At 70.3% G+C, this 25,687-nt stretch carries 23 protein-coding genes and 1 tRNA gene; 9 read left to right on the forward strand and 15 right to left on the reverse strand.

The window, feature by feature from the left end:
* Positions 1 to 24 precede the first annotated feature (24 nt).
* The 3 genes from glpK (at position 25) to IE247_RS19425 (ending at position 4,625) form a co-directional block, all read left to right on the forward strand.
* Positions 25 to 1,572 (forward strand): glycerol kinase GlpK, encoded by a 1,548-nt coding sequence (glpK, locus tag IE247_RS19415; protein ID WP_190124444.1) that lies wholly within the window; start codon positions 25 to 27, stop codon positions 1,570 to 1,572.
* 3 nt (positions 1,573 to 1,575) lie between these two features.
* Positions 1,576 to 3,186, forward strand: a complete 1,611-nt coding sequence (locus IE247_RS19420; RefSeq protein ID WP_190124445.1) for a glycerol-3-phosphate dehydrogenase/oxidase — start codon at positions 1,576 to 1,578, stop codon at positions 3,184 to 3,186.
* Between the two features lie 305 nt (positions 3,187 to 3,491).
* On the forward strand, positions 3,492 to 4,625 hold the full coding sequence (locus tag IE247_RS19425) for a PAC2 family protein (protein WP_229869227.1): 1,134 nt from the start codon (positions 3,492 to 3,494) through the stop codon (positions 4,623 to 4,625).
* Between the two features lie 69 nt (positions 4,626 to 4,694).
* On the opposite strand, the gene mshC is transcribed toward IE247_RS19425, so the two are convergent.
* From mshC to IE247_RS19445, 4 genes are all read right to left on the reverse strand, one after another.
* Entirely contained in the window at positions 4,695 to 5,924 is a 1,230-nt protein-coding gene (gene mshC, locus IE247_RS19430; protein ID WP_190124446.1) for a cysteine--1-D-myo-inosityl 2-amino-2-deoxy-alpha-D-glucopyranoside ligase, read from the reverse strand.
* A gap of 149 nt (positions 5,925 to 6,073) precedes the next feature.
* A complete protein-coding gene (locus IE247_RS19435) occupies positions 6,074 to 6,892 on the reverse strand; it encodes an SCO1664 family protein (RefSeq protein WP_190124447.1) in 819 nt (272 codons plus the stop codon).
* On the reverse strand, positions 6,856 to 7,446 hold the full coding sequence (locus tag IE247_RS19440) for a DUF3090 domain-containing protein (protein ID WP_190124448.1): 591 nt from the start codon (positions 7,444 to 7,446) through the stop codon (positions 6,856 to 6,858). The genes IE247_RS19435 and IE247_RS19440 overlap by 37 nt, the downstream gene beginning before the upstream one ends.
* A gap of 79 nt (positions 7,447 to 7,525) precedes the next feature.
* A complete protein-coding gene (locus IE247_RS19445; RefSeq protein WP_190124449.1) occupies positions 7,526 to 8,221 on the reverse strand; it encodes a histidine phosphatase family protein in 696 nt (231 codons plus the stop codon).
* A gap of 76 nt (positions 8,222 to 8,297) precedes the next feature.
* Between IE247_RS19445 and IE247_RS19450 the strand changes: the two genes are divergently transcribed.
* Positions 8,298 to 9,299, forward strand: a complete 1,002-nt coding sequence (locus tag IE247_RS19450) for a magnesium and cobalt transport protein CorA (protein WP_190124450.1) — start codon at positions 8,298 to 8,300, stop codon at positions 9,297 to 9,299.
* 24 nt (positions 9,300 to 9,323) lie between these two features.
* Here IE247_RS19450 and IE247_RS19455 read toward each other — a convergent pair whose 3' ends face one another.
* Together IE247_RS19455 and IE247_RS19460 are read right to left on the reverse strand one after the other, a co-directional pair.
* Positions 9,324 to 10,109 carry a ferritin-like domain-containing protein gene (locus IE247_RS19455; protein ID WP_190124451.1) on the reverse strand — a complete coding sequence of 262 codons (786 nt, stop codon included), beginning with the start codon at positions 10,107 to 10,109 and terminating at the stop codon, positions 9,324 to 9,326.
* 142 nt (positions 10,110 to 10,251) lie between these two features.
* Positions 10,252 to 11,301, reverse strand: a complete 1,050-nt coding sequence (locus tag IE247_RS19460; protein ID WP_190124452.1) for an LLM class F420-dependent oxidoreductase — start codon at positions 11,299 to 11,301, stop codon at positions 10,252 to 10,254.
* A gap of 143 nt (positions 11,302 to 11,444) precedes the next feature.
* On the opposite strand from IE247_RS19460, the gene IE247_RS19465 reads away from it, so the two are divergent.
* A complete protein-coding gene (locus IE247_RS19465) occupies positions 11,445 to 12,428 on the forward strand; it encodes an aldo/keto reductase (protein WP_190124453.1) in 984 nt (327 codons plus the stop codon).
* The gene (locus tag IE247_RS19470) at positions 12,425 to 14,608 is read left to right on the forward strand and encodes a helix-hairpin-helix domain-containing protein (protein WP_190124454.1); all 2,184 of its coding nucleotides are present in this window, start codon (positions 12,425 to 12,427) and stop codon (positions 14,606 to 14,608) included. The genes IE247_RS19465 and IE247_RS19470 overlap by 4 nt, the downstream gene beginning before the upstream one ends.
* A 182-nt stretch (positions 14,609 to 14,790) precedes the next feature.
* On the opposite strand, the gene IE247_RS19475 is transcribed toward IE247_RS19470, so the two are convergent.
* Positions 14,791 to 15,459 carry a hypothetical protein gene (locus IE247_RS19475; protein WP_190124455.1) on the reverse strand — a complete coding sequence of 223 codons (669 nt, stop codon included), beginning with the start codon at positions 15,457 to 15,459 and terminating at the stop codon, positions 14,791 to 14,793.
* Positions 15,460 to 15,506: 47 nt separating this feature from the next.
* Between IE247_RS19475 and IE247_RS19480 the strand changes: the two genes are divergently transcribed.
* Positions 15,507 to 15,695 (forward strand): DUF5703 family protein, encoded by a 189-nt coding sequence (locus IE247_RS19480; RefSeq protein WP_111666225.1) that lies wholly within the window; start codon positions 15,507 to 15,509, stop codon positions 15,693 to 15,695.
* Between the two features lie 60 nt (positions 15,696 to 15,755).
* Here the strand turns inward: IE247_RS19480 and IE247_RS34890 are convergent, their stop codons facing one another.
* The 3 genes from IE247_RS34890 to IE247_RS19495 form a co-directional block, all read right to left on the reverse strand.
* Positions 15,756 to 16,586: a chaplin gene (locus tag IE247_RS34890; protein ID WP_190124456.1), complete on the reverse strand. Its 831-nt coding sequence runs from the start codon at positions 16,584 to 16,586 to the stop codon at positions 15,756 to 15,758.
* 148 nt (positions 16,587 to 16,734) lie between these two features.
* A complete protein-coding gene (locus tag IE247_RS19490; RefSeq protein WP_190124457.1) occupies positions 16,735 to 16,968 on the reverse strand; it encodes a chaplin in 234 nt (77 codons plus the stop codon).
* A 156-nt stretch (positions 16,969 to 17,124) separates the two neighbouring features.
* On the reverse strand, positions 17,125 to 18,450 hold the full coding sequence (locus IE247_RS19495; RefSeq protein WP_190124458.1) for a M20/M25/M40 family metallo-hydrolase: 1,326 nt from the start codon (positions 18,448 to 18,450) through the stop codon (positions 17,125 to 17,127).
* A gap of 177 nt (positions 18,451 to 18,627) precedes the next feature.
* Between IE247_RS19495 and IE247_RS19500 the strand changes: the two genes are divergently transcribed.
* Positions 18,628 to 18,715, forward strand: a tRNA-Leu gene (locus IE247_RS19500).
* Positions 18,716 to 19,578: 863 nt separating this feature from the next.
* Here the strand turns inward: IE247_RS19500 and IE247_RS19505 are convergent.
* The 3 genes from IE247_RS19505 to IE247_RS19515 are packed head-to-tail and all read right to left on the reverse strand — an operon-like array spanning position 19,579 to position 22,873.
* The gene (locus IE247_RS19505) at positions 19,579 to 21,042 is read right to left on the reverse strand and encodes a hypothetical protein (RefSeq protein ID WP_190124459.1); all 1,464 of its coding nucleotides are present in this window, start codon (positions 21,040 to 21,042) and stop codon (positions 19,579 to 19,581) included.
* A complete protein-coding gene (locus tag IE247_RS19510; RefSeq protein ID WP_190124460.1) occupies positions 21,039 to 22,379 on the reverse strand; it encodes a KGGVGR-motif variant AAA ATPase in 1,341 nt (446 codons plus the stop codon). The genes IE247_RS19505 and IE247_RS19510 overlap by 4 nt, the downstream gene beginning before the upstream one ends.
* The gene (locus tag IE247_RS19515; RefSeq protein ID WP_190124461.1) at positions 22,376 to 22,873 is read right to left on the reverse strand and encodes a hypothetical protein; all 498 of its coding nucleotides are present in this window, start codon (positions 22,871 to 22,873) and stop codon (positions 22,376 to 22,378) included. The genes IE247_RS19510 and IE247_RS19515 overlap by 4 nt, the downstream gene beginning before the upstream one ends.
* Positions 22,874 to 23,027: 154 nt before the next feature.
* Between IE247_RS19515 and IE247_RS19520 the strand changes: the two genes are divergently transcribed.
* Positions 23,028 to 23,969 (forward strand): pseudouridine synthase, encoded by a 942-nt coding sequence (locus IE247_RS19520; protein ID WP_190124462.1) that lies wholly within the window; start codon positions 23,028 to 23,030, stop codon positions 23,967 to 23,969.
* Here IE247_RS19520 and IE247_RS19525 read toward each other — a convergent pair.
* A complete protein-coding gene (locus IE247_RS19525; RefSeq protein WP_190124463.1) occupies positions 23,966 to 24,595 on the reverse strand; it encodes an MBL fold metallo-hydrolase in 630 nt (209 codons plus the stop codon). The genes IE247_RS19520 and IE247_RS19525 overlap by 4 nt on opposite strands.
* Complete coding sequence (locus IE247_RS19530; RefSeq protein WP_190124464.1) at positions 24,595 to 25,680, reverse strand: S-(hydroxymethyl)mycothiol dehydrogenase; 1,086 nt, start codon at positions 25,678 to 25,680, stop codon at positions 24,595 to 24,597. Before IE247_RS19530 ends, IE247_RS19525 begins: the two co-directional genes overlap by 1 nt.
* Positions 25,681 to 25,687: the final 7 nt, after the last annotated feature.

Here is a 25,687-nt window from a genome sequence, read left to right on the forward strand (position 1 = left end):
CACCGTACTGAGCAGGAGCACACCGTGACCGATCCACACACCACCGGAACCTCGTCCCACGGGCATGGCCCGTTCATCGCGGCCATCGACCAGGGCACCACCTCCAGCCGCTGCATCGTCTTCGACAAGGACGGCCGGATCGTCTCCGTCCACCAGAAGGAGCACGAGCAGATCTTCCCCAAGCCCGGCTGGGTCGAGCACAACGCCGTCGAGATCTGGACGAATGTCCAGGAAGTCGTCGCCGGCGCGCTCGACAAGGCGGGCATCACCTCGGCCGACGTCAAGGCGATCGGCATCACCAACCAGCGCGAGACCACTCTGCTCTGGGACAAGAAGACCGGTGAGCCCGTCCACAACGCCATCGTCTGGCAGGACACCCGCACCGACGCGCTCTGCAAGGAGCTGGGCCGCAATGTCGGCCAGGACCGCTTCCGCCGCGAGACCGGGCTGCCGCTGGCCAGCTACTTCTCCGGCCCCAAGGTCCGCTGGCTGCTCGACAACGTCGAGGGCCTGCGCGAGCGCGCCGAGCGCGGCGAGATCCTCTTCGGCACCATGGACTCCTGGGTCATCTGGAATCTGACCGGCGGAACCGAGGGCGGGGTGCACGTCACCGACGTCACCAACGCCTCGCGCACCATGCTGATGAACCTCTACACCATGAAGTGGGACGACAAGATCCTCGCTTCCATGGAGATCCCGGCCGCGGTGCTGCCCGAGATCCGCTCCTCCTCCGAGGTGTACGGCCTCGCCAAGGGCGGCATCCTCGACGGCATCCCCGTCGCCTCGGCGCTCGGCGACCAGCAGGCGGCGCTCTTCGGCCAGACCTGTTTCGCCGAGGGCGAGGCGAAGTCGACGTACGGCACCGGCACGTTCATGCTGATGAACACCGGTGAGACCCCGGTCAACTCGTACAACGGCCTGCTGACCACCGTCGGCTACCGCATCGGCGACCAGAAGGCCGTGTACGCCCTGGAGGGCTCGATCGCGGTCACCGGTTCGCTGGTGCAGTGGATGCGCGACCAGATGGGCCTGATCAACTCCGCGGCCGAGATCGAGACCCTGGCCCTGTCGGTCGAGGACAACGGCGGCGCGTACTTCGTACCCGCCTTCTCCGGCCTCTTCGCCCCGTACTGGCGCTCCGACGCCCGCGGTGTGATCGCCGGTCTCACCCGCTATGTCACCAAGGCGCACATCGCGCGCGCCGTGCTTGAGGCCACCGCCTGGCAGACCCGCGAGATCACCGACGCCATGACGAAGGACTCCGGCGTCGAGCTGACCGCGCTCAAGGTCGACGGCGGGATGACCTCCAACAATCTGCTGATGCAGACCCTCTCGGACTTCCTGGACGCGCCCGTGGTGCGTCCGATGGTCGCCGAGACCACCTGCCTCGGCGCGGCGTACGCCGCAGGTCTGGCCGTCGGTTTCTGGCCGGACACCGACGCACTGCGCGCCAACTGGCGCAGGGCCGCCGAATGGACCCCTCGTATGGACGCCGAGCAGCGCGAACGCGAGTACAAGAACTGGCTCAAGGCCGTCGAGCGGTCCATGGGCTGGCTTGAGGAAGAGGAGTAAGACATGACCACCCCGCAGAGCGTTCCGTCCCTCGGAGCGCACCCGGCAGCCGGCTCCCTCCCGAGCCGTGCCGAGACACGGGAGCAGCTCTCCAGGGCGACGTACGACCTCCTGGTGATCGGCGGCGGCATCCTGGGCATCTCCACCGCCTGGCATGCGGCCCAGTCCGGGCTGCGGGTGGCCCTGGTGGACGCCGGCGACTTCGCCGGCGCCACCTCCTCCGCCTCCTCCAAGCTGCTCCACGGCGGTCTGCGGTACTTGCAGACCGGCGCGGTGAAGCTGGTGGCGGAGAACCACTTCGAGCGCCGCGCGGTCTCCCGCGAGGTGGCCCCCCACCTCGCCAACCCGCTGACCTTCTATCTGCCGGTCTACAAGGGCGGACCGCACGGCGCGGCGAAGCTGGGCGCGGGAGTCTTCGCGTACTCCGCGCTCTCCGCCTTCGGCGACGGCGTCGGCCATGTCATCAGCGCCGCCAAGGCGCAGCGTGACGTTCCCGAGCTGCGGACCGAGGGTCTGAAGGCCGTCGCCGTCTACGGGGACGACCAGATGAACGACTCGCGCATGGCGCTGATGACGGTCCGCGCGGCCGTCGAGGCGGGCGCGACCGTGCTCAACCACGCCGAGGTGACCGGGCTGCGGTTCACCAAGGGCCGGGTCACGGGCGCGGAGCTGAAGGACCGTCTGGACGGCACGGAGTTCGGGGTGAGCGCCCGGCTGGTGCTGAACGCCACCGGCCCGTGGGTGGATCACCTGCGCCGGATGGAGGACCCGAACGCCGCTCCGTCGATCCGGCTCTCCAAGGGCGCGCACCTGGTGCTCAAGCGCACCTCGCCGTGGAAGGCCGCGCTGGCGACCCCGATCGACAAGTACCGCATCACCTTCGCCCTGCCCTGGGAGGACATGCTGCTCCTGGGCACCACGGACGAGGAGTTCGAGGGCGACCCGGCCGATGTCTCGGTCAATGAGAAGGACACCGCCCAGATCCTGGACGAGGCCGCGTTCTCGATCCGCGACCAGCAGCTGTCGCGCGATCTGATCACCTACTCCTTCGCGGGTCTGCGGGTGCTGCCGGGCGGTCCCGGCGACACCTCGAAGGCCAAGCGGGAGACGGTGGTCTCGGAGGGCTCCGGCGGAATGCTGTCGGTGGCCGGCGGCAAGTGGACGACGTTCCGCCACATCGGTCGTACGGTGATGAACAAGCTCGCCGCGCTGCCCGGGCAGCCTCTGGCGGAGGACATGGAGCCGATCTCGCGGCTGCCGAAGAAGCTGCCGCTGCCCGGCATAGCCAACCCGAACGCGGTGGCGCACCGGCTGCTGGTCGACGGCGGTACGCCGGGGCCCCGGATGGCGGCGGACACCGCGCGCCACCTGGCGACCCACTACGGCTCGCTCTCCTTCGACATCGCGCGGCTGGCCAACGACGACCCGGCGCTGGCCGAGCGGATCCACCCGGACGCGCCGGAGATCTGGGCGCAGGTGGTGTACGCGCGTGACCACGAGTGGGCCGAGACGGCCGACGATGTGCTGCGCCGGCGTACGACGCTGACGATCCGGGGCCTGGCCACGGACGAGATCCGGGGCAAGGTCACGGATCTGCTCGGCGACCGGTCGTAGGGCGAACCGGAACCGGACTGAAGTGACGGAAGGTGTGGGGCGGCTCCCGGTCGGGGGCCGCCCCACTCGCCGTTCGCGGCGGGCGGAAGATCGCCCGGGGGGCGGGCCGCGCCGCGGGCCGTGTGGAAGATTCGCCGGTCACCGCCCGGATGAATCAGCAGGCGGATGGGTAGCTGAGGCGGATCGGGCGCGTCTTGGCGGGTCTTGGCCAAGGTTCACCCGCCCGTGCAAGAGGGCTGCGGCGACAGACCCCGCAAGCCGTAAGGTTGGGGCCGTACGAGAGGCACGTCGGAAGGAGGCACTGGGTGATCGAGCTCGAGGGGGTACCCGAGCTGATCGACCCGGTCATGGTGGCCGCGTTCGAGGGCTGGAACGACGCCGGCGACGCCGCCTCCACAGCGGTCGCGCATCTGGACCGGGAGTGGAAGGGCGAGGTGTTCGCGGCACTGGATGCCGAGGACTACTACGACTTCCAGGTCAATCGGCCCACGGTGTGGCTGGACGGCGGAGTACGGAAGATCACCTGGCCCACGACCCGGCTGTCCGTGGTCCGGATCGGCGGCGAGAAGCCGCGTGACCTGGTGTTGGTGCGGGGCATAGAGCCGTCCATGCGCTGGCGTTCGTTCTGCAACGAGATCCTCGGATTCGCCCATGAGCTGGGGGTGGAGATGGTGGTGATCCTGGGCGCGCTGCTGGGGGACACCCCGCACACCCGGCCGGTGCCGGTGAGCGGCATCACCTCGGACCCGGATCTGGCCAGGACTATGGACCTGGAGGAGACGCGGTACGAGGGGCCCACCGGGATCGTCGGGATCTTGCAGGAGGCGTGCACGCACGCGGGGGTGCCGGCGGTGAGCCTGTGGGCGGCGGTGCCGCACTATGTGTCGCAGCCGCCCAATCCCAAGGCGACGCTGGCGCTGCTGAACCGGCTGGAGGATCTGATCGGTCTGCGGATCCCGCTGGGCGAGCTGCCCGAGGACGCCAGGGCCTGGCAGCTGGGCGTCGATCAACTGGCGGCCGAGGACGGCGAGGTGGCGGAGTACGTCCAGACGCTGGAGGAGGCGCGGGACACGGCCGAGCTGCCGGAGGCCTCCGGGGAGGCGATCGCCCGGGAGTTCGAGCGGTATCTGCGGCGGCGGGACGGCGGTCCCGGACCCGGACCCGGTACTGGGCCCGAAGGCGGGGAGGGCGGGGCGTATCTGCGGGATCCCGCCGGCGGGCTGAACCGGCCGTCGAAGCCGCCGCGTTCGGAGCAGTCCCCGGAGACCGCCGAGTCCCCGGAGACCGAACCGAAGCCTCAGCAGGAACAGAAACCGGAATCGCAAACGGAACCGGAACCGGAAGCGGAAGTGGAAGCGGAGTCCAAGCCGAAGCCGGTCAGACGCAAACGCAAGAGCAAGAGCGCCGACGAGGACGACGGGGATCCCCCGCAGGTCTGAGGACGGTGCGAGCGGAAGGGGCGGGGTCCGATGCGGACCCCGCCCCTTCCGCCGTACTCGCTCCGGGTGCTACAGCGCGACCCCGAGCAGGGCGTCGACCGTACGGGAGACCAGTCCGGGCGCGCCCTCGTCCGTACCGCCCGCGGCGTGCTGGCGTGCCGCCCAGCGGTCGACGGCGGCCAGTGCGGAGGGGGCGTCGAGGTCGTTGGAGAGGGCCTCGCGGATCTCCTCGACCAGGTCGTCGGCGGACGGCCCGTCGGGCCGTGAGACCGCCGCGCGCCAGTGGTCCAGCCGGGCCACGGCGTCCCGGAGCACCTGGTCGGTCCACTCCCAGTCGGAGCGGTAGTGGTGGGAGAGGAGGGCGAGCCTGATGGCGGCCGGGTCCACGCCCTCGCGGCGCAGCGCGGAGACGAAGACCAGATTGCCCTTGGACTTCGACATCTTCTCGCCGTCGAGCGCGACCATCCCGGCGTGGACGTAAGCCCGCGCGAAGGGGTGCTCGCCGGTGAGGGCCTGGGCGTGGGAAGCGCCCATCTCATGGTGCGGGAAGACGAGGTCGGAGCCGCCGCCCTGGATGTCGAAGCCCATGCCGAGGTGGTCCAGGGCGATGGCCACGCACTCGATGTGCCAGCCGGGGCGGCCCCGGCCGAGACGGCCGCCGTCCCAGTTCGGTTCGCCCTCGCGGGCGGCCATCCACAGCATCGGGTCGAGCGGGTTCTTCTTGCCGGACCGGTCCGGGTCCCCGCCGCGCTCGGCGGAGAGCAGCCGCATCGCCTCGGCGTCGAGGTGGGAGACCTCGCCGAAGTGGGGGTCCGCCTCGACGGAGAAGTAGATGTCGCCTTCGAGTTCGTAGGCGGCGCCGGCGTCCAGCAGCCGCTCGACGAGCGGCACGATGCCGGGTATGGCTTCGACGGCACCGATGTAGTGGCGCGGCGGCAGCATCCGCAGCGCCGTCATGTCCTCGCGGAAGAGGGCGGTCTCGCGCTCGGCGAGCCGGGTCCAGTCGTGCCCGTCGCGGATGGCGCGCTCCAGGAGCGGGTCGTCGACGTCGGTGACGTTTTGGACGTAGTGAACCTGCCGCTTGGTGTCGAGCCACACGCGCTGAACGAGGTCGAACGCGTTGTAGGTCGCCGCGTGACCGATGTGGGTCGCGTCGTACGGCGTGATGCCGCAGACATAGATACGGGCGACGGGACCGGGATCGAGGGTCAGGAACCCACCGGTCGCTGTGTCGTGGATCCGGAGGTCGCGGCCCTTGCCAGGCAGGGCGGGGACCTCAGAAGCGGGCCAGGCATGCATGCCTTGAGCGTAACCGGACAACTGATCCGTTCACTAACCAGATCAAGCCGAATTGGCTGGATAGGCACTCTCAGGGGGTAACTCATGTCCGCCCGGGGCCACGGAACGCAACACTCCGCACCGAGACCCCTGGGCGGGACGCCGGTGGATCAGACAGGCGGCCAGGGGATCGCGGGCCACTGGCCCGAGGGGGTCGGATGGGTGCCGGAGGCCCGCAGGGCGGCCACTCTGGCCCGTACCGCGTCCACCTCCGCCGGGGTCAGCAGCTCCCCCAGCCGGGCGCCCAGCGCCGCTCCGTCCGCCAGCGCGCCGGACAGGCCCTCCAGCGCGTCCAGCGCCTCCGCGGGCAGGGGCTCCCCCGCCCAACCCCAGAGCAGTGTGCGCAGCTTGTCGTCCACATTGAAGGTGACGCCGTGGTCGATCGCGTACAGCGTCCCGTCCGGCGCGGGCAGCAGATGCCCGCCCTTGCGGTCACCGTTGTTGATCACCGCGTCGAGCACCGCGAGCCTGCGCAGCCGGGTGTCGTCGGCGTGGACCAGCAGCGCCGTGCGCCCCTCGCCGACCTCCGCGAGGCCGACCGCCTTCCAGCCGTCCGCCGGCTTCTCCTCGTCCACGAGGGCCAGCAGGGAGGCGGCGGGGTCCGCCTCGATCCAGAGCTGGACCATGCCCCGGCCGTACGGTCCCTCCCGCAGGACGGTGGGCGGCACCAGGTGCCAGCCCAGCGCCTCGGAGACCTCGTACGCCGCGACCTCGCGCTGGGCCAGCGTCCCGTCCGGGAAGTCCCACAGGGGGCGCTCCCCGGAGACCGGCTTGTAGACGCAGGAGGCCTCGGCGCCCTCGTACGAGACGGAGCAGAACAACACCGCGTTGGAGGCCTCGCGGACCTGGCCGCGCACGGCCAGTTCGCCCTTGGCGAGCAGATCCAGCGAGGTCACGCTCCCCGTCGGTATCCGTTCTGGCGCGGGCATACGTGTCCTTCCGGATCGAGCGGCAGGCTGCACAGCGGGCAGGGCGCCCGGCCGGCGTTCACCACGTCCAGGGCGCGCTTGGCGAAGGATCTGGCCTGTGCCCCGGTGAGCCGGACGCGGAGCATCGGCGGGCCGTTCTCCTCGTCCTGGAGCAGTCGCTCCTCGGCGTCGGCCAGCTCCTCGTCCGAGCCGGCGTCCAGCTCGACCAGCGCCTGCGCCTCGACGATCATGCGTTGTTCCTCGCCGTCCCAGGCCAGGGCCATCGTGCCGACCCGGAACTCCTCCTCGACGGGGGAGTCCAGCGGCGCGGTGTCCGCGACATCGGCGGGGGCGACGGCGGGCACCGGGGCATTGCCCCCGGTACGGCGCACGACTTCGTCCAGCAGTTCATCGATACGCTCGGCGAGCGCCGCGACCTGGGTCTTCTCCAGCGCCACGCTGGTGACGCGCCCTCCCGCCGACGCCTGGAGGAAGAACGTACGGCGTCCAGGGAGCCCGACCGTGCCGGCGACGAACCGGTCCGGGGGGTCGTAGAGGAACACCTGACGGGACACGCTCTCTCCCTCAAAATTCAGCGGACGGCCCGTGCGGGCCGGTGGTCTTTCGGCGCGTCCACCCTACTGCGCCCGGCGATCACGGTGCGCCCGCGCCGCCTCCCACGACCGCGTCGCCCTCCGCGGCCCGCTCCCCGCCGCCGCGCGGCGCGAGGTCGCCCAGCTCACCGGTGTCGCCGAGGCGCAGCAGGAACGGGCGGGTGCGGGTGTAGCGGATCGCGGTCACGGAGCACGGTTCCACATGGATCCGCTGGAAGAGATCGAGGTGCATGCCGAGCGCGTCCGCGACGAGCGACTTGATGATGTCGCCGTGCGAGCACATCAGATACACCGCGTCCTCGCCGTGCTCGGCGTCGACCCGGTCGTTCCACTCGCGCACCGCGTCCACCGCGCGGGCCTGCATCGCCCGCATCGACTCGCCGCCGGGGAAGGCCGCCGCCGAGGGGTGCTGCTGAACGACCTCCATCAGCGGTTCCCCGGCCAGCTCCGCCAGCTTGCGGCCCGACCAGTCGCCGTAGTGGCACTCGCCGATCCGCTCGTCGGTGTGCGGCTCCAGCCCGGGCCGGGCGTCCAGCAGCGGCCGCAGGGTCTGAAGGCAGCGCTCCAGCGGGCTGCTGACCACTGCGGCGATCGGCACATCGGCGAGCCGTGCGGGCAGCGAGGCGGCCTGGGCGGCCCCGCGCTCGTCGAGATGGACTCCCGGGGTCCAGCCGGCGAGCAGTCCGGCCGTGTTGGCGGTCGAGCGTCCGTGGCGTACGAGAATCAGCGTGGCCATGACCGCAAGCCTAGGGCCTCCCCTTTGGATCTTGCCAGGGCAGTCCGAAGTGCGGTGGGGCGGTGCGCGCGGGAGAATGCGCGCTGTGATCGTGGACTGCGCCATCTATCGCGACGGGCGTCGCACCGAGGGGCCCGGCGACCTCTCCGACGCGCTCGACCTGGCCAGGGCGAGCGGTGACGCTTTTCTGTGGGTCGGGATGCATGAGCCGACCGAGGAGGAGTTCGGCCTCGTCAGGACGGAGTTCGGGCTCCATCCGCTGGCGGTGGAGGACGCGCTGCGGGCCCATCAGCGGCCCAAGCTGGAGGTGTACGACGACTCGCTCTTCGTGGTCCTGAAGCCGGTGGTGTACGAGCCCAGGAGCGACACCGTCACCACCGGTGAGCTGATGCTTTTCATCGGCGACTCGTTCGTGGTGACGGTCCGGCACGGCGAGGGCGCGGCCCTGTCGGACGTGCGGAAGCGGCTGGAGTCCGAGCCCGACGTACTGGCGCACGGGCCGACGGCGGTGCTGTACGCGGTCAGCGACGCGGTGGTGGACCACTACATCGAGGTCGCCGGGGAGCTTCAGGTGGACCTGGAGGAGATGGAGGCCGCCGTCTTTGACCCGGGGGGCGGCACGGGTCAGTCGGGCCCGGGGACGGCCGCGCGGATCTACACGTTTAAGCGGCAGGTGCTGGAGTTCCGGCGGGCGACCGGGCCGCTGGCGGGTCCGATGTCCCGGCTGGCGAGCGCGGCGGTGCCGTTCGTCCACGAGCATTCCCAGCCATTCTTCCGCGATGTCAGCGACCATCTGACCCGGGCGAACGAACAGGTGGAGGGGTTGGACCGGCTGTTGTCGGACATTCTGGCCGCGCATCTGGCCCAGCAGGGCGTCCGGCAGAACGACGACATGCGCAAGATCTCGGCGTGGGCGGCGATGGCGGCCGTACCCACCCTGGTCGCGGGGATCTACGGGATGAATTTCGCGCACATGCCGGAGCTGGGGTGGGTGGGCGGCTACCCCACCGTGCTGCTGGTGATGGCGGTCGCGGTCTACAGCCTGTACCGGCTCTTCAAGCGCCGGGGCTGGATGTAGGCCGGGGGCAGAAGGCCCGGGGGTTCAGAAGGCGGGAGCGGGGGTGGGCGGCCCGTCGAGGGCCCCGCGCAGCTCCGGCATGGCGAGCCGGACCATCCGGTGCCAGCCGCCGATCCGCTCGTACGCGTACATCCCCCGGACACCCGCAGCGAGGGCGGCGGACTTCGGCCGGGGCCAGCGCAGCAGCCGGCCCATGTGCCCCATCACGGCGAGGCTCACCTCGCGGTAGACCTCGATCTCGGCGAGCGCGCTCTCGCGCAGCACCCGCTGGATGGCGCGGCCGTGGCCGGCGGCGGCGAGGCCGAGGAGCTCCTCGTGGCAGTAGGCGAGGTGGTTCTCCTCGTCGCGGCTGATGATCCTGATGGCGTTGCCGACCTCGGGGTGCTCGCCGAAGAACCCGACCAGCATGTCCATCTGGTCGGCCGCGCGCTGCTCGGTGACCCGGCTGTGGGAGAGGTAGACGAGGATGTCCCGCTCGGTGAGGGGTTCGTCGCGGCGCAGCTTGGCATGGGTGAGGCCGATGCCCCGGCGCTCCAGGAGCATGGTGTAGTCGGTCTCCGGCGGGACCGGGACGGGGTCGAGGCCGCGCCTTCTGAGGAGTCCGTTGAAGATCCGGCCGTGTTTGTCCTCGTCCGTGCCGTGCCGGGTGATCCTGGGCGCGAGGGCGCTCATGCTCTCGGGCACCAGGGCGGCTATCCGGCCGTTCTCCCAGCCGCCCTGGGCCTCACCGCTGGCGGCGATGGAGCAGAAGAGCTGGAAGGCCGAGTCGTCGTCGATGATTTCCTGGAAAAGACCGCGGGCCGAGAGCATGACTGCCACCTCCTGAGACTTCCCAGGGCAAGCGTCGGCGCGAGGGCCGGGTGCGGGCAACAGCTGAGGTCCTCAAACTCCGCCGAATGGCTGACTTCGGGCCCGGCCGGGGGGTCTTCGCCCGCCCGGCCGTCCGAAGGGTTCAGGCCAGCCGGGCGCGGTCCAGGGCCTCGACGCCGGCGCGCAGGGCGGCGATCCGGTCCTGGAGGGTGAGACCGGCGGGGGCGAGGGTGAGGGTGGTGACCCCGGCCGCCGCGTAGGCCTGCATCCGGTCGGCGATCCGCTCCACTGGGCCGAGGAGGGTGGTGGAGTCGATCAGCCGGGCGGGGATCGCCGCCGCCGCGCCCGCCTTGTCGCCCGCCAGGTACTTGTCCTGGATCTCGGCGGCCTCCTTCTCGTATCCCATGCGCCGGGCGAGCTGGTTGTAGAAGTTCTGCTTCCGGCTGCCCATGCCGCCGACGTAGAGGGCGGTGTACGGGCGGAAGGCGTCGGCCAGCGCGTCGATGTCCTCGCCGACCGCGAGCGGCAGGGTGGGACAGACGTCGAAGCCCTCCATGGTCTTCCCGGCCTTCTCGCGGCCCGCGCGGAGATGGCTGATCGCGGTGGACTCCAGATGTTCGGCGGCGGAGAAGATCAGCAGCGCGCCGTCCGCGATCTCGCCGGTCTGCTCCAGATTCTTGGGGCCGATCGCGGCGATGTAGAGGGGGATGTGCTCCCGGGTGGGGTGGACGGTGAGCCGCAGCGGCTTGCCGGGGCCGTCGGGCAGCGGGAGCGTCCAGTGCTCGCCCTGGTGGGAGAGGCGCTCGCGGCTCATGGCCCGGCGGACGATCTCGACGTACTCCCGGGTGCGGGCGAGCGGCTTGTCGAACTTGACCCCGTACCAGCCCTCGGAGACCTGGGGGCCCGAAACGCCGAGGCCGAGGCGGAAGCGGCCGCCGGAGAGGGAGTCGAGGGTGGCGGCGGTCATCGCGGTCATCGCGGGCTGACGGGCCGGGATCTGGAGGATCGCGGAGCCGACGTCGATCCGCTCGGTCTGGGCGGCGACCCAGCTCAGCACGGTGGGAGCGTCGGAGCCGTACGCCTCCGCCGCCCAGCAGACGTCGTAGCCGAGCCTGTCGGCCTCCTGGGCGACCGCGAGATTGTCGCCGTCCATGCCCGCGCCCCAGTAGCCGAGGTTGATGCCGAGCCGCATAAACGCTCCCTCTTACTGATCAGTAACGTCTGTGTTCGGGGGACTCTAGCGCGCGGGGCGGCGATCCGTCAGGGGCCCTGTGCCGCGCGGGGTTGTCCACAGGCCCTCTCGGCCCGGGTCGTCGGCCAGTAATCTCACCGGTCATGGAGCAGAGGCATCTCGGCCGCACCGGCCTGCGCGTGTCCCGCATCGGACTCGGCACCCTGACCTGGGGCCGGGACACCGACGAGCACGACGCGGCGGATCAGCTCAAAGCGTTCTGGGAGGCGGGCGGGACGCTCGTCGACACCGCGGATGTGTACGGGGGCGGGGACGCGGAATATCTGCTGGGCCGGCTGGTGGAGCGGCTGGTCCCCCGGCGGGATCTGGTGATAGCGACCAAGGCGGGCAGTGTGCCCGACCCCGAGAGACGCTTCGACGGCTCGCGCGGCCATCTGCTCGCCTCGCTGGACCACTCGCTGGCCCGGCTGGGGACTGACTACGTGGATCTGTGGCAGGTGCACGCCTTCGACCCGCTCACCCCGCTGGACGAGACGCTCCAGGCGCTCGACATCGCGGTGAGCAGCGGCCGGGCCCGGTACGCGGGGGTGTCGAACTTCTGCGGCTGGCAGCTGGCCAAGGCGGCGACCTGGCAGCTGGCAGTCCCCGGGGTGCGGACCCGGCTGGCCAGCACACAGATGGAGTACTCGCTGCTTCAGCGGGGCGTGGAGCGGGAAGTGCTGCCGGCCGCCCTCGATCTGGGCATCGGGCTGCTGCCGTCCTCCCCGCTGGGCCGGGGGGTGCTCACCGGCAAGTACCGGCACGGGACGCCCTCCGGCTCGCGGGGCGCGTCCGAGCTGCTGGGGCCGTTCGTGGAGCCGTATCTCGACGAGATGGCGGACGGCATCGTGGACGCGGTGCTGACGGCGGCCGACGGGCTGGCGACGACCGCGCTCCATGTGGCGCTGGCCTGGGTGCGGGACCGGCCCGGGGTGGTCGCGCCGATCGTCGGCGCGCGCAACGCGCAGCAGCTGATGGCCGCGCTGTCAGTGGAGGCGCTTACGCTTCCAGACGAGATCTGCCGGGCGCTGGACGATGTGTCCGCGCCCGTGCACCGCTATCCCGATCAGGACTGGAGCACGCTGTGACCGCGTCTTCCCGGGGGCCGAACCCCGAACCCCCGGCCGCTGTCGACCGTGAGACCGAGGAGGTCGAGGGCCCCGAGGAGACTCCCGGCCAGGAGACCTCCGACGGGGCGGCTCCCGAGATCGCGACCGACGGCGAGGCTGCGGAGGCGGAGGCGGAGGCGGAGGCCGGGAAGCCGACCGAGGCCGAGGCGGAGATCGCCGCGCAGCGGGAGCTGCGGGAGCGGATCGAGCGGCGGAAGGCCGAGAAGGAAGGCCCCATCGAGAGCGGGACCAAGCTGAGCGGCCGGGCCGCCGATCTGCTCGCGGCGGTACGGGCCGTGGAGAGCGGCGCGAAGCCCGGCAGCGCCTTCTACGACTCCCCCGCGCCCGCCCCGAGGCCCTCGGCGGCGGTCGTGTCCCCGCCCGCCCGGGAGACCGCGCCCCGGGCCCCCGAGCGGGCGGCCGCGCCGGGCGGCGCGCCGGAGACCGTCGCGGCCGTCCGGCGGGTGCTCGCCGAGGGCGGCGCGCCCGAGGGCTTCGCGGTCCGGGCGGCCGAGGTGCTCGGCGAGCAGGCCGCGGACGCGCTGCGCGAGGACCCCTGGCGGCTGCTGTCCGTGCCCGGCGTCCGGCCCGAGCAGGCCGACGGATTCGCCCGCGCCCTGCTCGGCGGCGCGTGCGGGCCCGACGACGAGCGGCGGGCAGCGGCCCTGGTCACCTGGCAGTTGGAGGGCGCGGCCCTGCTCGGGCACACAGCGCTGGACTCGGCCGTCGTGCGCGGCGGGCTGGCCGAGCGGTCGGTACCCGATCCCGGGTCGGCCCTGGAGCGGGCGATCGCCGACGGGGCCGTGCTGGTGTTCCAGGAGGACGCCGAGGAGCTGGTGGACGCCCCGGAGGCCCAGGAGGCCCAGGAGGAGGCTTCGCAGGCTCCGGACGAGGGCACGGAGGGGCCCGTGGAGGCCGCCGCGCCCGCCCCGGTGCTGCTGGGGCTCGACCGGTACGCGCTGGCCGAGGAGAGCCTCGCGGACGGCCTCGCGAGGCTCGCCAGATCGGGGGCGGACGCCCGCTGGGAGGCCGCCGAGGACGGCGAGCTGGTCCGCGCGGTCGCGGCGAGCGGTCTGGTGACCCACATCGGCGGTGAGGCCGCGCGGGCCGAGCCCGTGGCGCTGGCCGGGGCCGCCGGGGCGCTCGGGCTGCGCGCGGTGGTCGCGGTCCACAGCGAGCGCGGCCGCCGGGCCGCCGGACCGGCGGCGGTGACCGTGGCCGGGCTGCTCTCCGGCGGCGAGGGCCCGGGCCGGGACGGCGACGGCGCGCTCGCGCTGGATCTGCTGGTGGTGCTGGACGCGCCGCTGCTCGATGTGGAGAGCGCCGCGATGCTGGTGGAGTCGCTGCCCGACGGCAGCAGGCTGGTGCTCAGCGGCGATCCCGGCCAGCTGGGCTCGGCGGGGGCCGGCCGGGTCTTCGGCGATCTGCTGGCGGCCCGGGTCTGCCCCGGTGTCGTCTCCAGGACCCCGGACCCCGGCCCGATCGGCGAGCTGGTGTCGGGGATCGGCGTCGGCGAGCTGAACCAGGTGGCGGCCCCCGGCAAGGAGATCGTTATCGTGCCCGTGCGCGACGCGGGCGAAGCCGTCCACCGTACGGTGCAGCTCGTCGCCGACTCGGTGCCCCGGGCGATCGGGGTGCCCGCCGAGCAGACCCAGGTGATCACGGTGGGCCACGGCGGCTCCGCGGGCACCCGCGCGCTCAACGCGGCGCTGAAGCAGCGGCTGAACCCCGGCCCCGGCCGGTTCGGCGGCTTCGACCCGGGCGACCGCGTGGCCTACACGGCGGCACCGGGCCGCACCCGGCCCGGCACGGTCGTCTCGGCGGACGCCGAGGGGCTGCGGCTGGACTGCGAGGGCGAGCCGGTGACGGTGCCCAGGGCCCGGGTGGAGTCGGCGCTGCGGCACGGCTGGGCGCTGACGGCGCACCAGGCGGCGGGGATGCGCTGGCCGGCGGCGGTCGTGGTGCTGCCGGGGGACGCGGCGCGGGGGCTCAGCCGCCCCTGGGTGTACACCGCGTTCAGCCGGGGCGAGCGCCATCTGTCCGTGGTGCACGGAGTGGATCAGGCGCTGCCGCGTGCCGTGGCGGAGATCGGCGCCCAGGAGCGCACGACCAGGCTGCGGCCCCTCCTGGAAGGGCTGCTCGCCGGCGCCTCCGAGTGACGGAGAGCGCCGGGAGGCGCCGGCTCCGGGGGCGGTGGAACCGGGCCCGAGGGGGGGGGCCCCGCGGGCGGGGGCGGGGCCCGCCGGGGGGCGGGGGCCGCCTCGTGGGGGGCCGCCTCCGGGACCGTTGAACCGGTCCCGGAGGCGGCGGCCCCGGCGTACGGGCGCGGCACCGGCGGGTGTCAGCGCTCCGTCTCGTCGAGGTCCTCGATGTCCTCGCCCAGCTCGTCGTGCTCGTCCTCGTCGAAGACGGAGCTGACGTCGAAGCGGATCACGATCCCCTGCGGGTCGGCCGCCTCGAAGGGGGTGCTCAGCCACTCGCCCGGCTCGGCGAGTTCGTCCAGGGCCGACACCCAGAGAGTGGAGTCGCCCTCCTCCAGCCCGAACTCCTTGTGGCGGGAGGCGATCTCGTCGGGTTCGTACTCGCCGAAGACCAGGCCGAGCGCCGCGTGGACGCTGGTGCCCGCGGCCCGGGAGCGCTCGGGGACGTCCTCGTCGGGGTCGAGGTCGGCGATGCGCCGCGCCTGCGAGAGCAGCCGGGCCGGCTCCACCACCGCGTAATCACGCCGGATCAGCACGCTGAGGGCGTTCGGCTCGTCGGGGCCCGCATAGGCCGGCAGAGGTTCGTCGGCCCCCGGGATCTCGAAGGGGGTGACCTCGTCATAGCGGTCGTAGAGGCGCTCGTCGTACGCCTCCGCCGCGACGGCCAGGGCGTTGAAGGCGTCGTAGACGGCCGGGTCGTCCTCTCCAGTGCGGTTCTCGACCGCCACGAGGTGGCGGTCCAGTGCGGCTTTGACCGCCTCGGCGGCGGCACGTACCTCGTCAGCGGTGGGCGGCGCGACATCAGACATAGTGCAGACGCTATCCGTACCGGGCAGGTGCCCGCACAATAGATGCGATGCCGGAATACGAATTTGTGGATGTGTATGTGCCGCGCGGGGTCTCCCGCAAGGACGCGACGCGTCTTTTGACCGATCATGCCGAGTACGGACACTGGGAGTTGGACCGACTGAGCCTGCGCCGGGACGGCAGCCGCAGGGTGCGGCTGCGCCGGCGGATCATCCGCCAGGTGCGCGCCACCTGGTGAACAGCACGGAGTGGGCCCCGCGGGATCGCGGGGCCCACTCCGTCGGAACGCCGGGTGCGCTCAGGCGCGGACGCGGGCGCGGCGGTAGAGCACCGCTCCGGCCAGCATCATGCCCGCGCCGACCGGGATGATCAGGCCGAGCGAGTCGGCTCCGGTCTGCGCGAGCTGTACGTCCCTGGGCTGCTCCACGATCCGGGAGCTGTTCGCCTTGTGGGCGTTGGTGGTGGTACGCCCGTGCACCCCGGGGTCGCCGGGGCTGCTCGGGCGGGTGGTGGGCGGCTCGCCCGGAAGCCCCGGCGGGGTGACGGGGGGCGGGTTGCCCGGGGTGGTGGGCTCGACGGGCGGAGTGGGCTTGCCCGGCTGCGCGGGCTTTCCGGGCGGGTTCGCCTCGGAGACATTGGCGCAGTCGTTGCCGAAGGTGGGGTTCAGCAGTCCGCCGAGGTTGACGCTGTTCCCGCAGGCGTTCACCGGGACGTCGATCGGGGCCTGGACATTGTTGCCGGAGGCGACGCCGGGAGAGTTGTGGGTGCCGCCGCCCGCGTGCGAACCGCCGCCGGCCTGGACGCCCCCGGAGGGGGATCCGCCCGGCTGCGGGCCCGCGGTGTCGCCGCCGCCCGGCTTGGCCGGCTGGACCGGCCCGGGGCTGTTGTCGACATTGGCGCAATTATTGCCGAACGAGGGGTTCAGCAGCGCGATCGCGTTGACGGAGTTGCCGCACGCGTTGACGGGCACGCTGACGGGCACCTGGACCGAGTTCCCGGACGCGACGCCCGGTGAGTTGGACGCACCTCCGTACGCCTCGGCGCCGGCATGGGCGTAACCGCCGCCCAGCGCGAGCGCGCCGCCCGCCGCCGCCATGGTGATCAGGCCCTTGCGAGTGACCTGTCGCATAGGTAGCTTCCCTGCCTTTTTTCTTTCAGGAATACCTCCGGGCGCGGTGCCCGGGAGCGGAAAGCCGGGCGGTCCCGTGAGTGCGTGTACACGCGCTCACGGGACCGCCCGGGTTCAAACCCAAACCCCGATGGGTTGAGTCACCACATCAAGAGTTGACGCAAGTGTTGCCGAAGGCAGGGTTCAGCAGCCCGACCACGTCGATCGTGTTTCCGCACACGTTCACCGGGATGTGAACGGGCACCTGGACGGCGTTGCCGGAGATCACGCCGGGGGAGCCGACAGCGGCACCCTGGGCGCCGGCGTCAGCCATGGCCACACCCGCACCGGCGAGCAGCAGACCACCCGTGGCAGCCGCAGCGGCGACGACCTTCTTGATCATTGTTCCTCCTTGTTGGCAAAGCGATCCCAGCCGCGGACCGCATCACCTGTAACGAGGAGGCCGGAGCGGGGCTACGAGCCCGCTCCACCTTTCACTCTTTCCAGTCAGGGGCGTACGGATCATCGATTACTTCCGGTCCGGTGCTTCCGGTCCGGTTCAGGCCTGGTCGATGAACCGGTCGAGCACCCGCACCCCGAACTTCAGGCCGTCGACGGGCACCCGCTCGTCCACGCCGTGGAACATCCCGGCGAAGTCCAGCTCCGGGGGGAGCTTCAGCGGGGCGAAGCCGAAGCAGCGGATGCCGAGGTCGTCGAAGGACTTGGCGTCGGTGCCGCCGGAGAGCATGTACGGGACGGCCCGGGCGATGGGGTCCTCGGCCCGCAGCGCGGTCTGCATGGCGTCCACCAGGTCGCCGTCGAAGCTGGTCTCCAGCGCCTTGTCGCCGTGGACGTCCTCGCGCCGCACCCGGGGGCCGAGCAGCCGGTCGAGATCGGTGAGGAACTCCTCCTCGTACCCGGGCAGAAAGCGCCCGTCGACATGGGCGGTGGCCTGGCCGGGGATGACATTGACCTTGTACCCGGCCCCGAGCATGGTGGGCGCGGCGGAGTTGCGCAGGGTCGCGCCGATCATCTTGGCGATCCCGCCGAGCTTGGCGAGGGTGGCCTCCATGTCCTCCGGGTCGAGCGGGGTGCCCAGCGCGTCGGACAGCTCGTCCAGGAAGGACCGTACGGTCTTGGTCATCCGCACCGGCCAGGTGTGGCGGCCGAGCCGGCCGACGGCCTCGCACAGCTCGGTGATGGCGTTGTCGTTGTTGGTCATCGAGCCGTGCCCGGCGGTGCCGTCCACGGTGAGCCGCATCCAGTGCATGCCCTTCTGCGCGGTCTCGACCAGATAGAGCCGCAGATTCTCGTTGACGGTGAAGGAGAATCCGCCGACCTCGCCGATGGCCTCGGTGACGCCCTCGAAGAGATCCGGGTGCTTGTCGACCAGGTAGCGCGCGCCGTAGGTGCCGCCCGCCTCCTCGTCGGCGAGGAAGGCGAGCACGATGTCGCGCGGGGGCTTGCGTCCGCCGCGCAGCCGGTCCCGTACGACGGCGAGCGTCATCGCGTCCATGTCCTTCATGTCCACCGCGCCCCGGCCCCAGACGCAGCCGTCGGCGATCTCGCCGGAGAAGGGGTGGTGCGTCCAGTCCTCGGCGTTGGCCGGCACGACGTCGGTGTGGCCGTGGATGAGCAGCGCCGGCCTGCTCGGGTCCTCCCCCTCGATCCGGGCGACGGTGGAGGCGCGCCCCTTGTGGGACTCGATGATCCTCGGCTCCAGACCGACCTCCGCGAGCTTCTCGGCGATGTACTCCGCCGCCCCGCGCTCCCCCGGTCCCGAGTGGTCCCCGTAGTTGCTGGTGTCGATCCGGATCAGCTCACGGCAGAGGTCGACGACCTCGTCCTCGCCCGAGACGGTACGGGCCGCATTCGACTCGCTCACGCTGATTCCTCCCACTGTCGCTGCTGGTGGTCCCCACCCATCCTCCCGCGCCCGCCCCCCGACCCCAAGGCCGACCGCCCCGCGCCCGGGGCCGGGACGGGGGCGTGATCCGCACCCCCGAATGTTTGCTATTGTTTTCCACGTCGCCAAGGCCACGGGCCAGGCGGCAGACACCTTGTCCGGGTGGCGGAATGGCAGACGCGCTAGCTTGAGGTGCTAGTGCCCTTTATCGGGCGTGGGGGTTCAAGTCCCCCCTCGGACACCAGCGCAAGACCCCAGTTGATCTGGGGTCTTTTGCTTTCAGGGCAGTGGAGTGTCCAACCATCCGGCCAACGGCCCAGAGAGTTTCCTGGCAGACCAGGGATGAGAGGCTGGCCGATCCGGCTGGCGCTAAAGGCAGTCGTCTTCGCCCCCTCCGCGCGGCGGTGCCCGTACCGGGCCATGGTGCGGCCGGGCGAGTGGTGGCGAGCGTCGGCCGAGACCTCTACGAGGCTCGTGATTGTCGAGATCGTTCGTGATCTTCGCTGCCCGCCAGTCGCACAATCCGGACTCTCCGGCAGGCGCAGAGCACTCGCGCCGCGCGCCAGCAGGCCGACAGCCTTCTCGGGGACCTCAGGTCCGCGTGCCTCGCCCCGGTACAGCTTGTAGCCGTCGCGGGCGAAGGTGAGGAAGTCTCCGTGGCGTCCGAAGCGATACCAGGTGCAGCAACCAGCTGGGCTATGTCATGTGCTCGACTGTTGGCCAGGAACTCCATAGCCAGTTGAACACGCCTGCCCGTGCCGACCGCTCCAGGGGGTGGGTGTACGCCCTGAACAGGGCAGGAGACATCGTGTTCGCCAAGGTGGAACTGGAAGACATCCGGAAGAAGACCTTGGAAGAACCGGGCACTGCGGCCCGCCAAGGGCAACCACAGTGGACGCCTGTCCGTGGTGGGCGACGACAAGCCGACGATAGCCCGTCCTGGCATGCCAAAGCGGAGCGTCACGGCCATCGCCGAGGCGTCGAGGTCTCCCGTGCCATTCCTTGTACTGGCACATCGGCGAGAGCGCCTGAGGCTGGCGCGCGCAATGGGGCAGTCACTCACTCCTGCCCGGCCCCAGGCGGACCGGAATCCAAGAAAGCAACCGCCTACGACTGGACTTTAGGCACCCCGCCCTTGCGGCCGATCGAGAAGGCGATCCGGTACACGTCTGGAAGGTCGATCCGGCCGTCCTTACGGCGGCGCATCACGCCAAGTGCCATTAGTTCGTCGATCAGACGCAGGTAGTCATCCGCGTACCGCGGTCCGGTCCGGACCTTCGCCTCATCCCCACCCGTATTCGCCCGATCGGCCTCCCTGCCCAGGGTGGCCGTCAGATTCGACCCCTGCCAGAGGTCCAACACAAGCTTCTGATCAATCGGCACTTGCTGGCCCGCCAGTGGTTCGATGACCGTTCGCACCCATGGCATGTCCTCGCGGATCTCATTGACGCGAGTCTGCGAAGCCGATTGGACGCCCTTTCGGATGCCTTCGTGATAAATGGCGTATGGATGGCTCGCATATTTCCCTCGCGTCTCGTCCACAGCCATGTTCAGAGCATTGAGAAAGCTGCGAGGGCTCACCTGTTCAACACCATCCATGAGGTGGTTGGGCAACCAGGTGTACGTGATTCCCTTCCGGTAATTTGCCCCCATGTACGGGCCGGCCAACTTACTGAATACAGAAGCCTGGATCTGCTCGTCACCAAGAAGCGTGGAGGGGAGAAGATTCCGTCCGGCATGCTCTGTCCAGTTGCCGGTCGTAGACCGGAAGCTCGCAGACTCAACGCTTTCATGATTGCCAAGATAATGGAAGAACAATCCGTACAGATTAGTAGTCGTCCACTGAAGACTGGCGGCGTTCGACGTCAGTTTCGATGCGTCGGGGAAGTGGAGAAGCGCTCCGTCGAACATGTCGGGGCGAATGAAAATTTTGCATCGAATGTTCTTAGTGCTCAACCGCATCTCCAGAGCCAGCTGAAGAATTCCTGCGACAAGTCGGTCCGCTTGAACCCGGACCAGATGAAGGTGTTCCAGCGCATCGAAGAGCACCAAGTGCGTAATCTTATCCGCTTGAGCCTGCTTGTCGGCCCGGGCAACAGTCCGATCCCGCGCTCCCGGATTGGACTGCACCCAGGCGATGCGGTCCTCCCAGTCCATCTCCCCGTGGAGTTCAGGCTGCCCTAGCGCTACAAGAAGCACGGCATTCCAAAGGTCGTAGGCACGCACGCCGCTGTCCACAAGACTGGCCAGCTCACCTGCTCCCGGGTACAGATCGGGATTCAATATCGCACTGTAACCAGGTGAAACCTTCAGGTTCCGAAGCCGCTCGATACGGTACTCCTCCGCAGCGACATCCCGTAGCTGGTCGTCCAGCAGGGAACGACACCAGAAGGTCTTACCCACCCCGCGCCCGCCTCGCACCACAGTAGTGTCGACGTGAAGCGCAAGACGATGCGAGTCCGGAGTGAAGAGGTTGAAAAGGGTCGGTTCGACCGTGTCCGCGTCCTGCGCGGGAGGGAGTGCGGATACCAGCAGGTTCCGGTAGTCCTCAGCTTCGAACAGGGCGGTCATCTCGGTCCTTCGATCATCAGGTTGGTGGTGGTCTCCAGAAAGGAATCGTACGCGGCTCGAACGAAGGCCCGCTCGTCCCAGCCTGGTGTAGCGACGGCATCGAGGCCGACTAGCTCAGCAGAGAAAAGGATGGGAATGGGAGAGTGTGGTGCCGAATCATCCTCCGGACTGGGATTGAACCCCGTATCGCCGTCGACAAGGTCGTCATAGAGGACAGAGAAGCATTCCCAAGCATGATCCTGAAAAATCTCCAGATAGCCAGGACGATCGGCATCCGGGACCATCGAGGCAACCATCCGCAGCTTCTCACGGATCACGGGCGCCTGGCCCGAGGAGAGCCACGCTTTGAAGAGATCGCGATACCCCGCCCAGGTCTGGCCATTGTCACTGCCAAAGAGCAGGGCAAGGTCGCAGAGGCGCGAGATCGCGACAGCGGCGATGTCATGGATGCCCGCTCGACTGTCGAGCAGCACAACGTCGGGGCGACGGCTCTCTCTGGCTACTGCGGCTTCGCAGGCGTGGACTGCGGCCTCCAGCCGGTCCGCGAAGTCGCCCTGGCCGTGTCCGGGCACATCGGCATAGACACGGTTGAGCTTGTCGACATAGGCATACTCGACGCCAGGTGCCCCGCACCCCCGGGCAGGTGCCACCCACAGCTCTCCATTGTTCTGGAGCTGGAAATGCGTGGCCTGGGCCACGAGGTCAAGGCCTTCTTCGTTGCCCAGCGCCGACTCCACCAACTGGTCGATGATTCCGTACTGAGGTAGCTGATCCTCAGCGACGAGCAGCGGTCCCGCACCGGGAGACTCGAGGTCAAGGTCGACGACGAGGACGCAGTTTCCTTGCCTGGCAAGATGCTTGGCCAGCATGAAAGTCGCGGTGGAACGGCCCACGCCACCTTTGAAACCATAGAGCGCGGTACGCGCGGTGCGCACCCCTCCCAATTCCACTTCCGGGGTGCTCACCCGTGCCCAGTCCCCGCCGACGACAGTGTTGTCGAGCCAGCGGATGCTGCCTTGACCGACTTCGGGGACATAGCCGAGTTCAGCGACTGCGCGGGCAGAAGCGAAGTAAGCGTCTGGCTGGAAGAGGCTAGAAGCGAGGAGTAGGGGTCGATCTGCCGCATACCGGCCCAGGGTGCTGGTGAATCGCTCACGCCAGGCATCGGTCTTGGCTGTGGCGACTTTGGTGGACCGGTCATCCAGAAGCAGGGAGAGCCGGCCGAAGATGTCCCGCACCAGCAGGACATCGACGCCTGATGCGGCCGTGTCAAGAGCGACAGTGAGCGCGCGAGGTCGCGCCTCGTCAAAGCGGACTGGATCTGGCGGGAAGGTCACGTGAGCACTCCGGCTATGAGAGCCTGCTCGTGCAGGCCGAGAATCCGTTCGGATGCCGCACGACGGGCTCGCACATCAGCCTCGACGACCGAGGATCCATCACTGTAGCGGTCATGCACACTCCACGTGGCGAACGGTGCCGACCCCGCCAGGATTGCGGACAGAGTGCTCCCAGTGCGTCCACGAAGCAAGAGTGTCGCATCGGATATTACGTCTCCCGTGTCGGACCACGCTTCCGGGAGATGCTCGATGTATTTCTGTTTGCCGCTCTGCTGTGGGATGTACGGCTTCTTGGTCGGCTGACCGCCCTGCTTAACCGGGGCCACCGATACCTGGGTGTACCGCAGCATGAGGCTCTTCAAGGCACATTCCACAGCGAAGCCAAAATGATGGTCCGCGTTGGGGAGTCGGCCGTCGTCGTGCAGGTAGACCGCGTCGTTGTGGTGACGTAGCGCGGCACTCGCGTAGTGGTCTTCCTTCGAGGTCTGGGGCACAGCCTGAATCCTAAGGCCCTGCCGCGACTACCCCAGGAACAGTCATTCCATATGACCGTCGCGGCTTTCTGCGGTGCCCGTGCAACCGCGAAGAGAGAGGCGTACTTCCGCCGGTCGAACCAGGTACTGGCAGCCTGGGCATAGGGTCGGTGGGGTGAGACGCAGACGCAAGGCCCCGCCGTCGCCGCTGGAGCAGCGGGACGGGATCGATCCGGTGCGGGTGAGGCTGCCGGAGGATCCGGGTGGGGTGTGGGGGACGGTGTACGAGCATCTGGTGGCGCGGTACGGGGACGCCATCGGGCGGGAGCGGGTCGGGGAGATGTTCCGGGAGGGGAGGATCGTCTCCGAGGAGGGGGCGGTGGGGGTGGAGGAGCCGTATGAGGTGGGGCGGTATCTCTGGTTCCACCGGGAGTTCGCGGCCGAGGAGCGGGTACCGGCGGAGATCGGGATCGTGTACCGGGACGAGCGGCTGCTGATCGCGGACAAGCCGCACTTCCTGGCGACGACGCCGCGCGGGCGGCACATCACGGAGACGGCGGTGGCGCGGCTGCGCAGGGAGCTGGGGCTGCCCGGGCTTCAGCCCGCGCATCGGCTGGACCGGCTGACGGCGGGGCTGTTGCTGTGTGTGGTGAGGCCGGAGGACCGGGGGGCGTATCAGACGCTGTTCCGGGACCGGAGGGTGCGCAAGGAGTACGAGGGGATCGCGCCGTACGACAGCGGGGTGGCGCTCCCCCGTACCGTGCGCAGCCGGATCGAGAAGGAGCGCGGGGTGCCGGCGGCGCGGGAGGTGGCCGGTGAGCCGAACAGTGAGAGCGGGATCGAGCTGGTGGAGCACCGGGGCGGGGTGGGCCGGTACCGGCTGCTGCCGGCCACCGGCCGTACCCATCAGCTGCGGGTGCATATGAGCGCGCTGGGGCTGCCGCTCCTGGACGACCCGCTGTATCCGGTCGTCCAGGAGCCGGGGCCCGCGCCGGACGACTTCTCCCGGCCGCTTCAGCTGTTGGCGAGGGTGCTGGAGTTCACCGATCCGGTGACGGGAGAGCCGTACCGCTTCGAGAGCCGGCTGCGGCTGGCCCGGTGGGCCGAGACGGCCTAGTGGCCGCGCCGGATCCATTCCGCGAGCTGGGGGGCCTCGTCGCCGACGGTGGTGGCGTCGCCGTGGCCGGTGCGGACCTGGGTCACCGGGGGGAGGGTGAGGAGCCGGTCGCGGATCGAGTCGATGATCGTCGGGAAGTCGGAGAAGGAGCGTCCGGTGGCTCCGGGGCCGCCGTGGAAGAGGGTGTCCCCGGTGAAGACGGTGGAGAGCGCGGGGGCGTGGAGGCAGACCGCGCCCGGCGCGTGGCCGGGGGTGTGGAGCACGGTCAGCTCGACTCCGCCGACGGTGAGGGTCTGGCCGTCGGCCAGCTCGCCGTCGGGGGCGCGGTCGGGGTGGGTCTGCCGCCACAGGGGAAGATCGTCGGGGTGGAGCAGGATGGGCGCGCCGGTGGCTTCGGCGAGCGCGGGGGCCGCGTCGATGTGGTCGTTGTGGGCGTGGGTGCAGACGATCGCCCGGAGGGTGCGGCCGCCGAGCGCGGCTTCGATGGCGGTGGCGTCGTGGGCGGCGTCGATGACGATGGCCTCGGTGTCGTCGCCGACGATCCAGACGTTGTTCTCGACGTCCCAGACGCCGCCGTCGAGGGCGAAGGTCCCGGCCGTGACAAGGTGTTCGATGCGTACGCTCATCAGAATCGCACCACCGAGCGGAGGACGTCGCCCTCGTGCATGCGGGCGAAGGCCTGCTCGACGTCGCCGAGTCCGATGGTCTCGGTGACGAACGCGCCGAGGTCGATCCGGCCCTGCTGGTGGAGGTCGATCAGCATGGGGAAGTCGCGGGAGGGCAGGCAGTCCCCGTACCAGGAGGACTTGAGCGAGCCGCCGCGGCCGAAGACGTCCAGGAGCGGAAGTTCCAGCTTCATCTCGGGGGTCGGGACGCCGACGAGGACGACCGTGCCCGCGAGGTCGCGGGCGTAGAAGGCCTGGCGGTAGGTCTCGGGGTGGCCGACCGCCTCGATGACGACGTCCGCGCCGAAGCCGCCGGTGAGTTCGCGGATGGCTTCGACAGGGTCGGTGGAGCGGGAGTTGACGGTGTGGGTGGCGCCCATCGTCTTCGCCGTCTCCAGCTTGCGGTCGTCGATGTCGACCGCGATGATCCTGGCCGCGCCGGCGAGGCGCGCGCCGACGATGGAGGCGTCGCCGACGCCGCCGCAGCCGATGACGGCGACGGTGTCGCCCCGGCCGACCTCGCCGGTGTTGATCGCGGCGCCGATGCCGGCCATCACTCCGCAGCCGAGCAGCCCGGCGACGGAGGCGGAGACGGCGGGGTCGACCTTGGTGCACTGGCCGGCCGCGACGAGGGTCTTCTCGGCGAAGGCTCCGATGCCGAGGGCCGGGGAGAGCTCGGTGCCGTCGAGCAGCGTCATCTTCTGCCGGGCGTTGTGGGTGTTGAAGCAGTACCAGGGGCGGCCGCGCAGACAGGCCCGGCAGTTTCCGCAGACCGCGCGCCAGTTGAGGATGACGAAGTCGCCGGGGGCCACATCGGTGACGTCCGGGCCGACCGACTCGACGACGCCCGCCGCCTCATGGCCGAGGAGGAAGGGGAAGTCGTCGTTGATCCCGCCCTGCTTGTAGTGCAGATCGGTATGGCAGACCCCGCAGGCCTGCACCTTGACCACGGCCTCGCCGGGCCCGGGGTCGGGGACGATGATCGTCTCCACCCGTACCGGCTCGTTCTTGCCGGGTGCGATCACGCCTTGCACCTGCTGCGACATCGAATTC

Source organism: Streptomyces inusitatus (assembly GCF_014651115.1).
GTDB lineage: Bacteria > Actinomycetota > Actinomycetes > Streptomycetales > Streptomycetaceae > Streptomyces > Streptomyces amakusaensis.

Coding starts and splice junctions, on each gene's coding strand:
- IE247_RS19420 (WP_190124445.1), top strand. CDS start 1,576: ATGACCACCCCGCAGAGCGTTCCGTCCCTCGGAGCGCACCCGGCAGCC.
- mshC (WP_190124446.1), bottom strand. CDS start 5,924: ATGCATGCCTGGCCCGCTTCTGAGGTCCCCGCCCTGCCTGGCAAGGGC.
- IE247_RS19435 (WP_190124447.1), bottom strand. CDS start 6,892: ATGCCCGCGCCAGAACGGATACCGACGGGGAGCGTGACCTCGCTGGAT.
- IE247_RS19445 (WP_190124449.1), bottom strand. CDS start 8,221: ATGGCCACGCTGATTCTCGTACGCCACGGACGCTCGACCGCCAACACG.
- IE247_RS19450 (WP_190124450.1), top strand. CDS start 8,298: ATGCGCGCTGTGATCGTGGACTGCGCCATCTATCGCGACGGGCGTCGC.
- IE247_RS19455 (WP_190124451.1), bottom strand. CDS start 10,109: ATGCTCTCGGCCCGCGGTCTTTTCCAGGAAATCATCGACGACGACTCG.
- IE247_RS19460 (WP_190124452.1), bottom strand. CDS start 11,301: ATGCGGCTCGGCATCAACCTCGGCTACTGGGGCGCGGGCATGGACGGC.
- IE247_RS19465 (WP_190124453.1), top strand. CDS start 11,445: ATGGAGCAGAGGCATCTCGGCCGCACCGGCCTGCGCGTGTCCCGCATC.
- IE247_RS19475 (WP_190124455.1), bottom strand. CDS start 15,459: ATGTCTGATGTCGCGCCGCCCACCGCTGACGAGGTACGTGCCGCCGCC.
- IE247_RS19480 (WP_111666225.1), top strand. CDS start 15,507: ATGCCGGAATACGAATTTGTGGATGTGTATGTGCCGCGCGGGGTCTCC.
- IE247_RS34890 (WP_190124456.1), bottom strand. CDS start 16,586: ATGCGACAGGTCACTCGCAAGGGCCTGATCACCATGGCGGCGGCGGGC.
- IE247_RS19490 (WP_190124457.1), bottom strand. CDS start 16,968: ATGATCAAGAAGGTCGTCGCCGCTGCGGCTGCCACGGGTGGTCTGCTG.
- IE247_RS19505 (WP_190124459.1), bottom strand. CDS start 21,042: ATGACCGCCCTGTTCGAAGCTGAGGACTACCGGAACCTGCTGGTATCC.
- IE247_RS19525 (WP_190124463.1), bottom strand. CDS start 24,595: ATGAGCGTACGCATCGAACACCTTGTCACGGCCGGGACCTTCGCCCTC.
- IE247_RS19530 (WP_190124464.1), bottom strand. CDS start 25,680: ATGTCGCAGCAGGTGCAAGGCGTGATCGCACCCGGCAAGAACGAGCCG.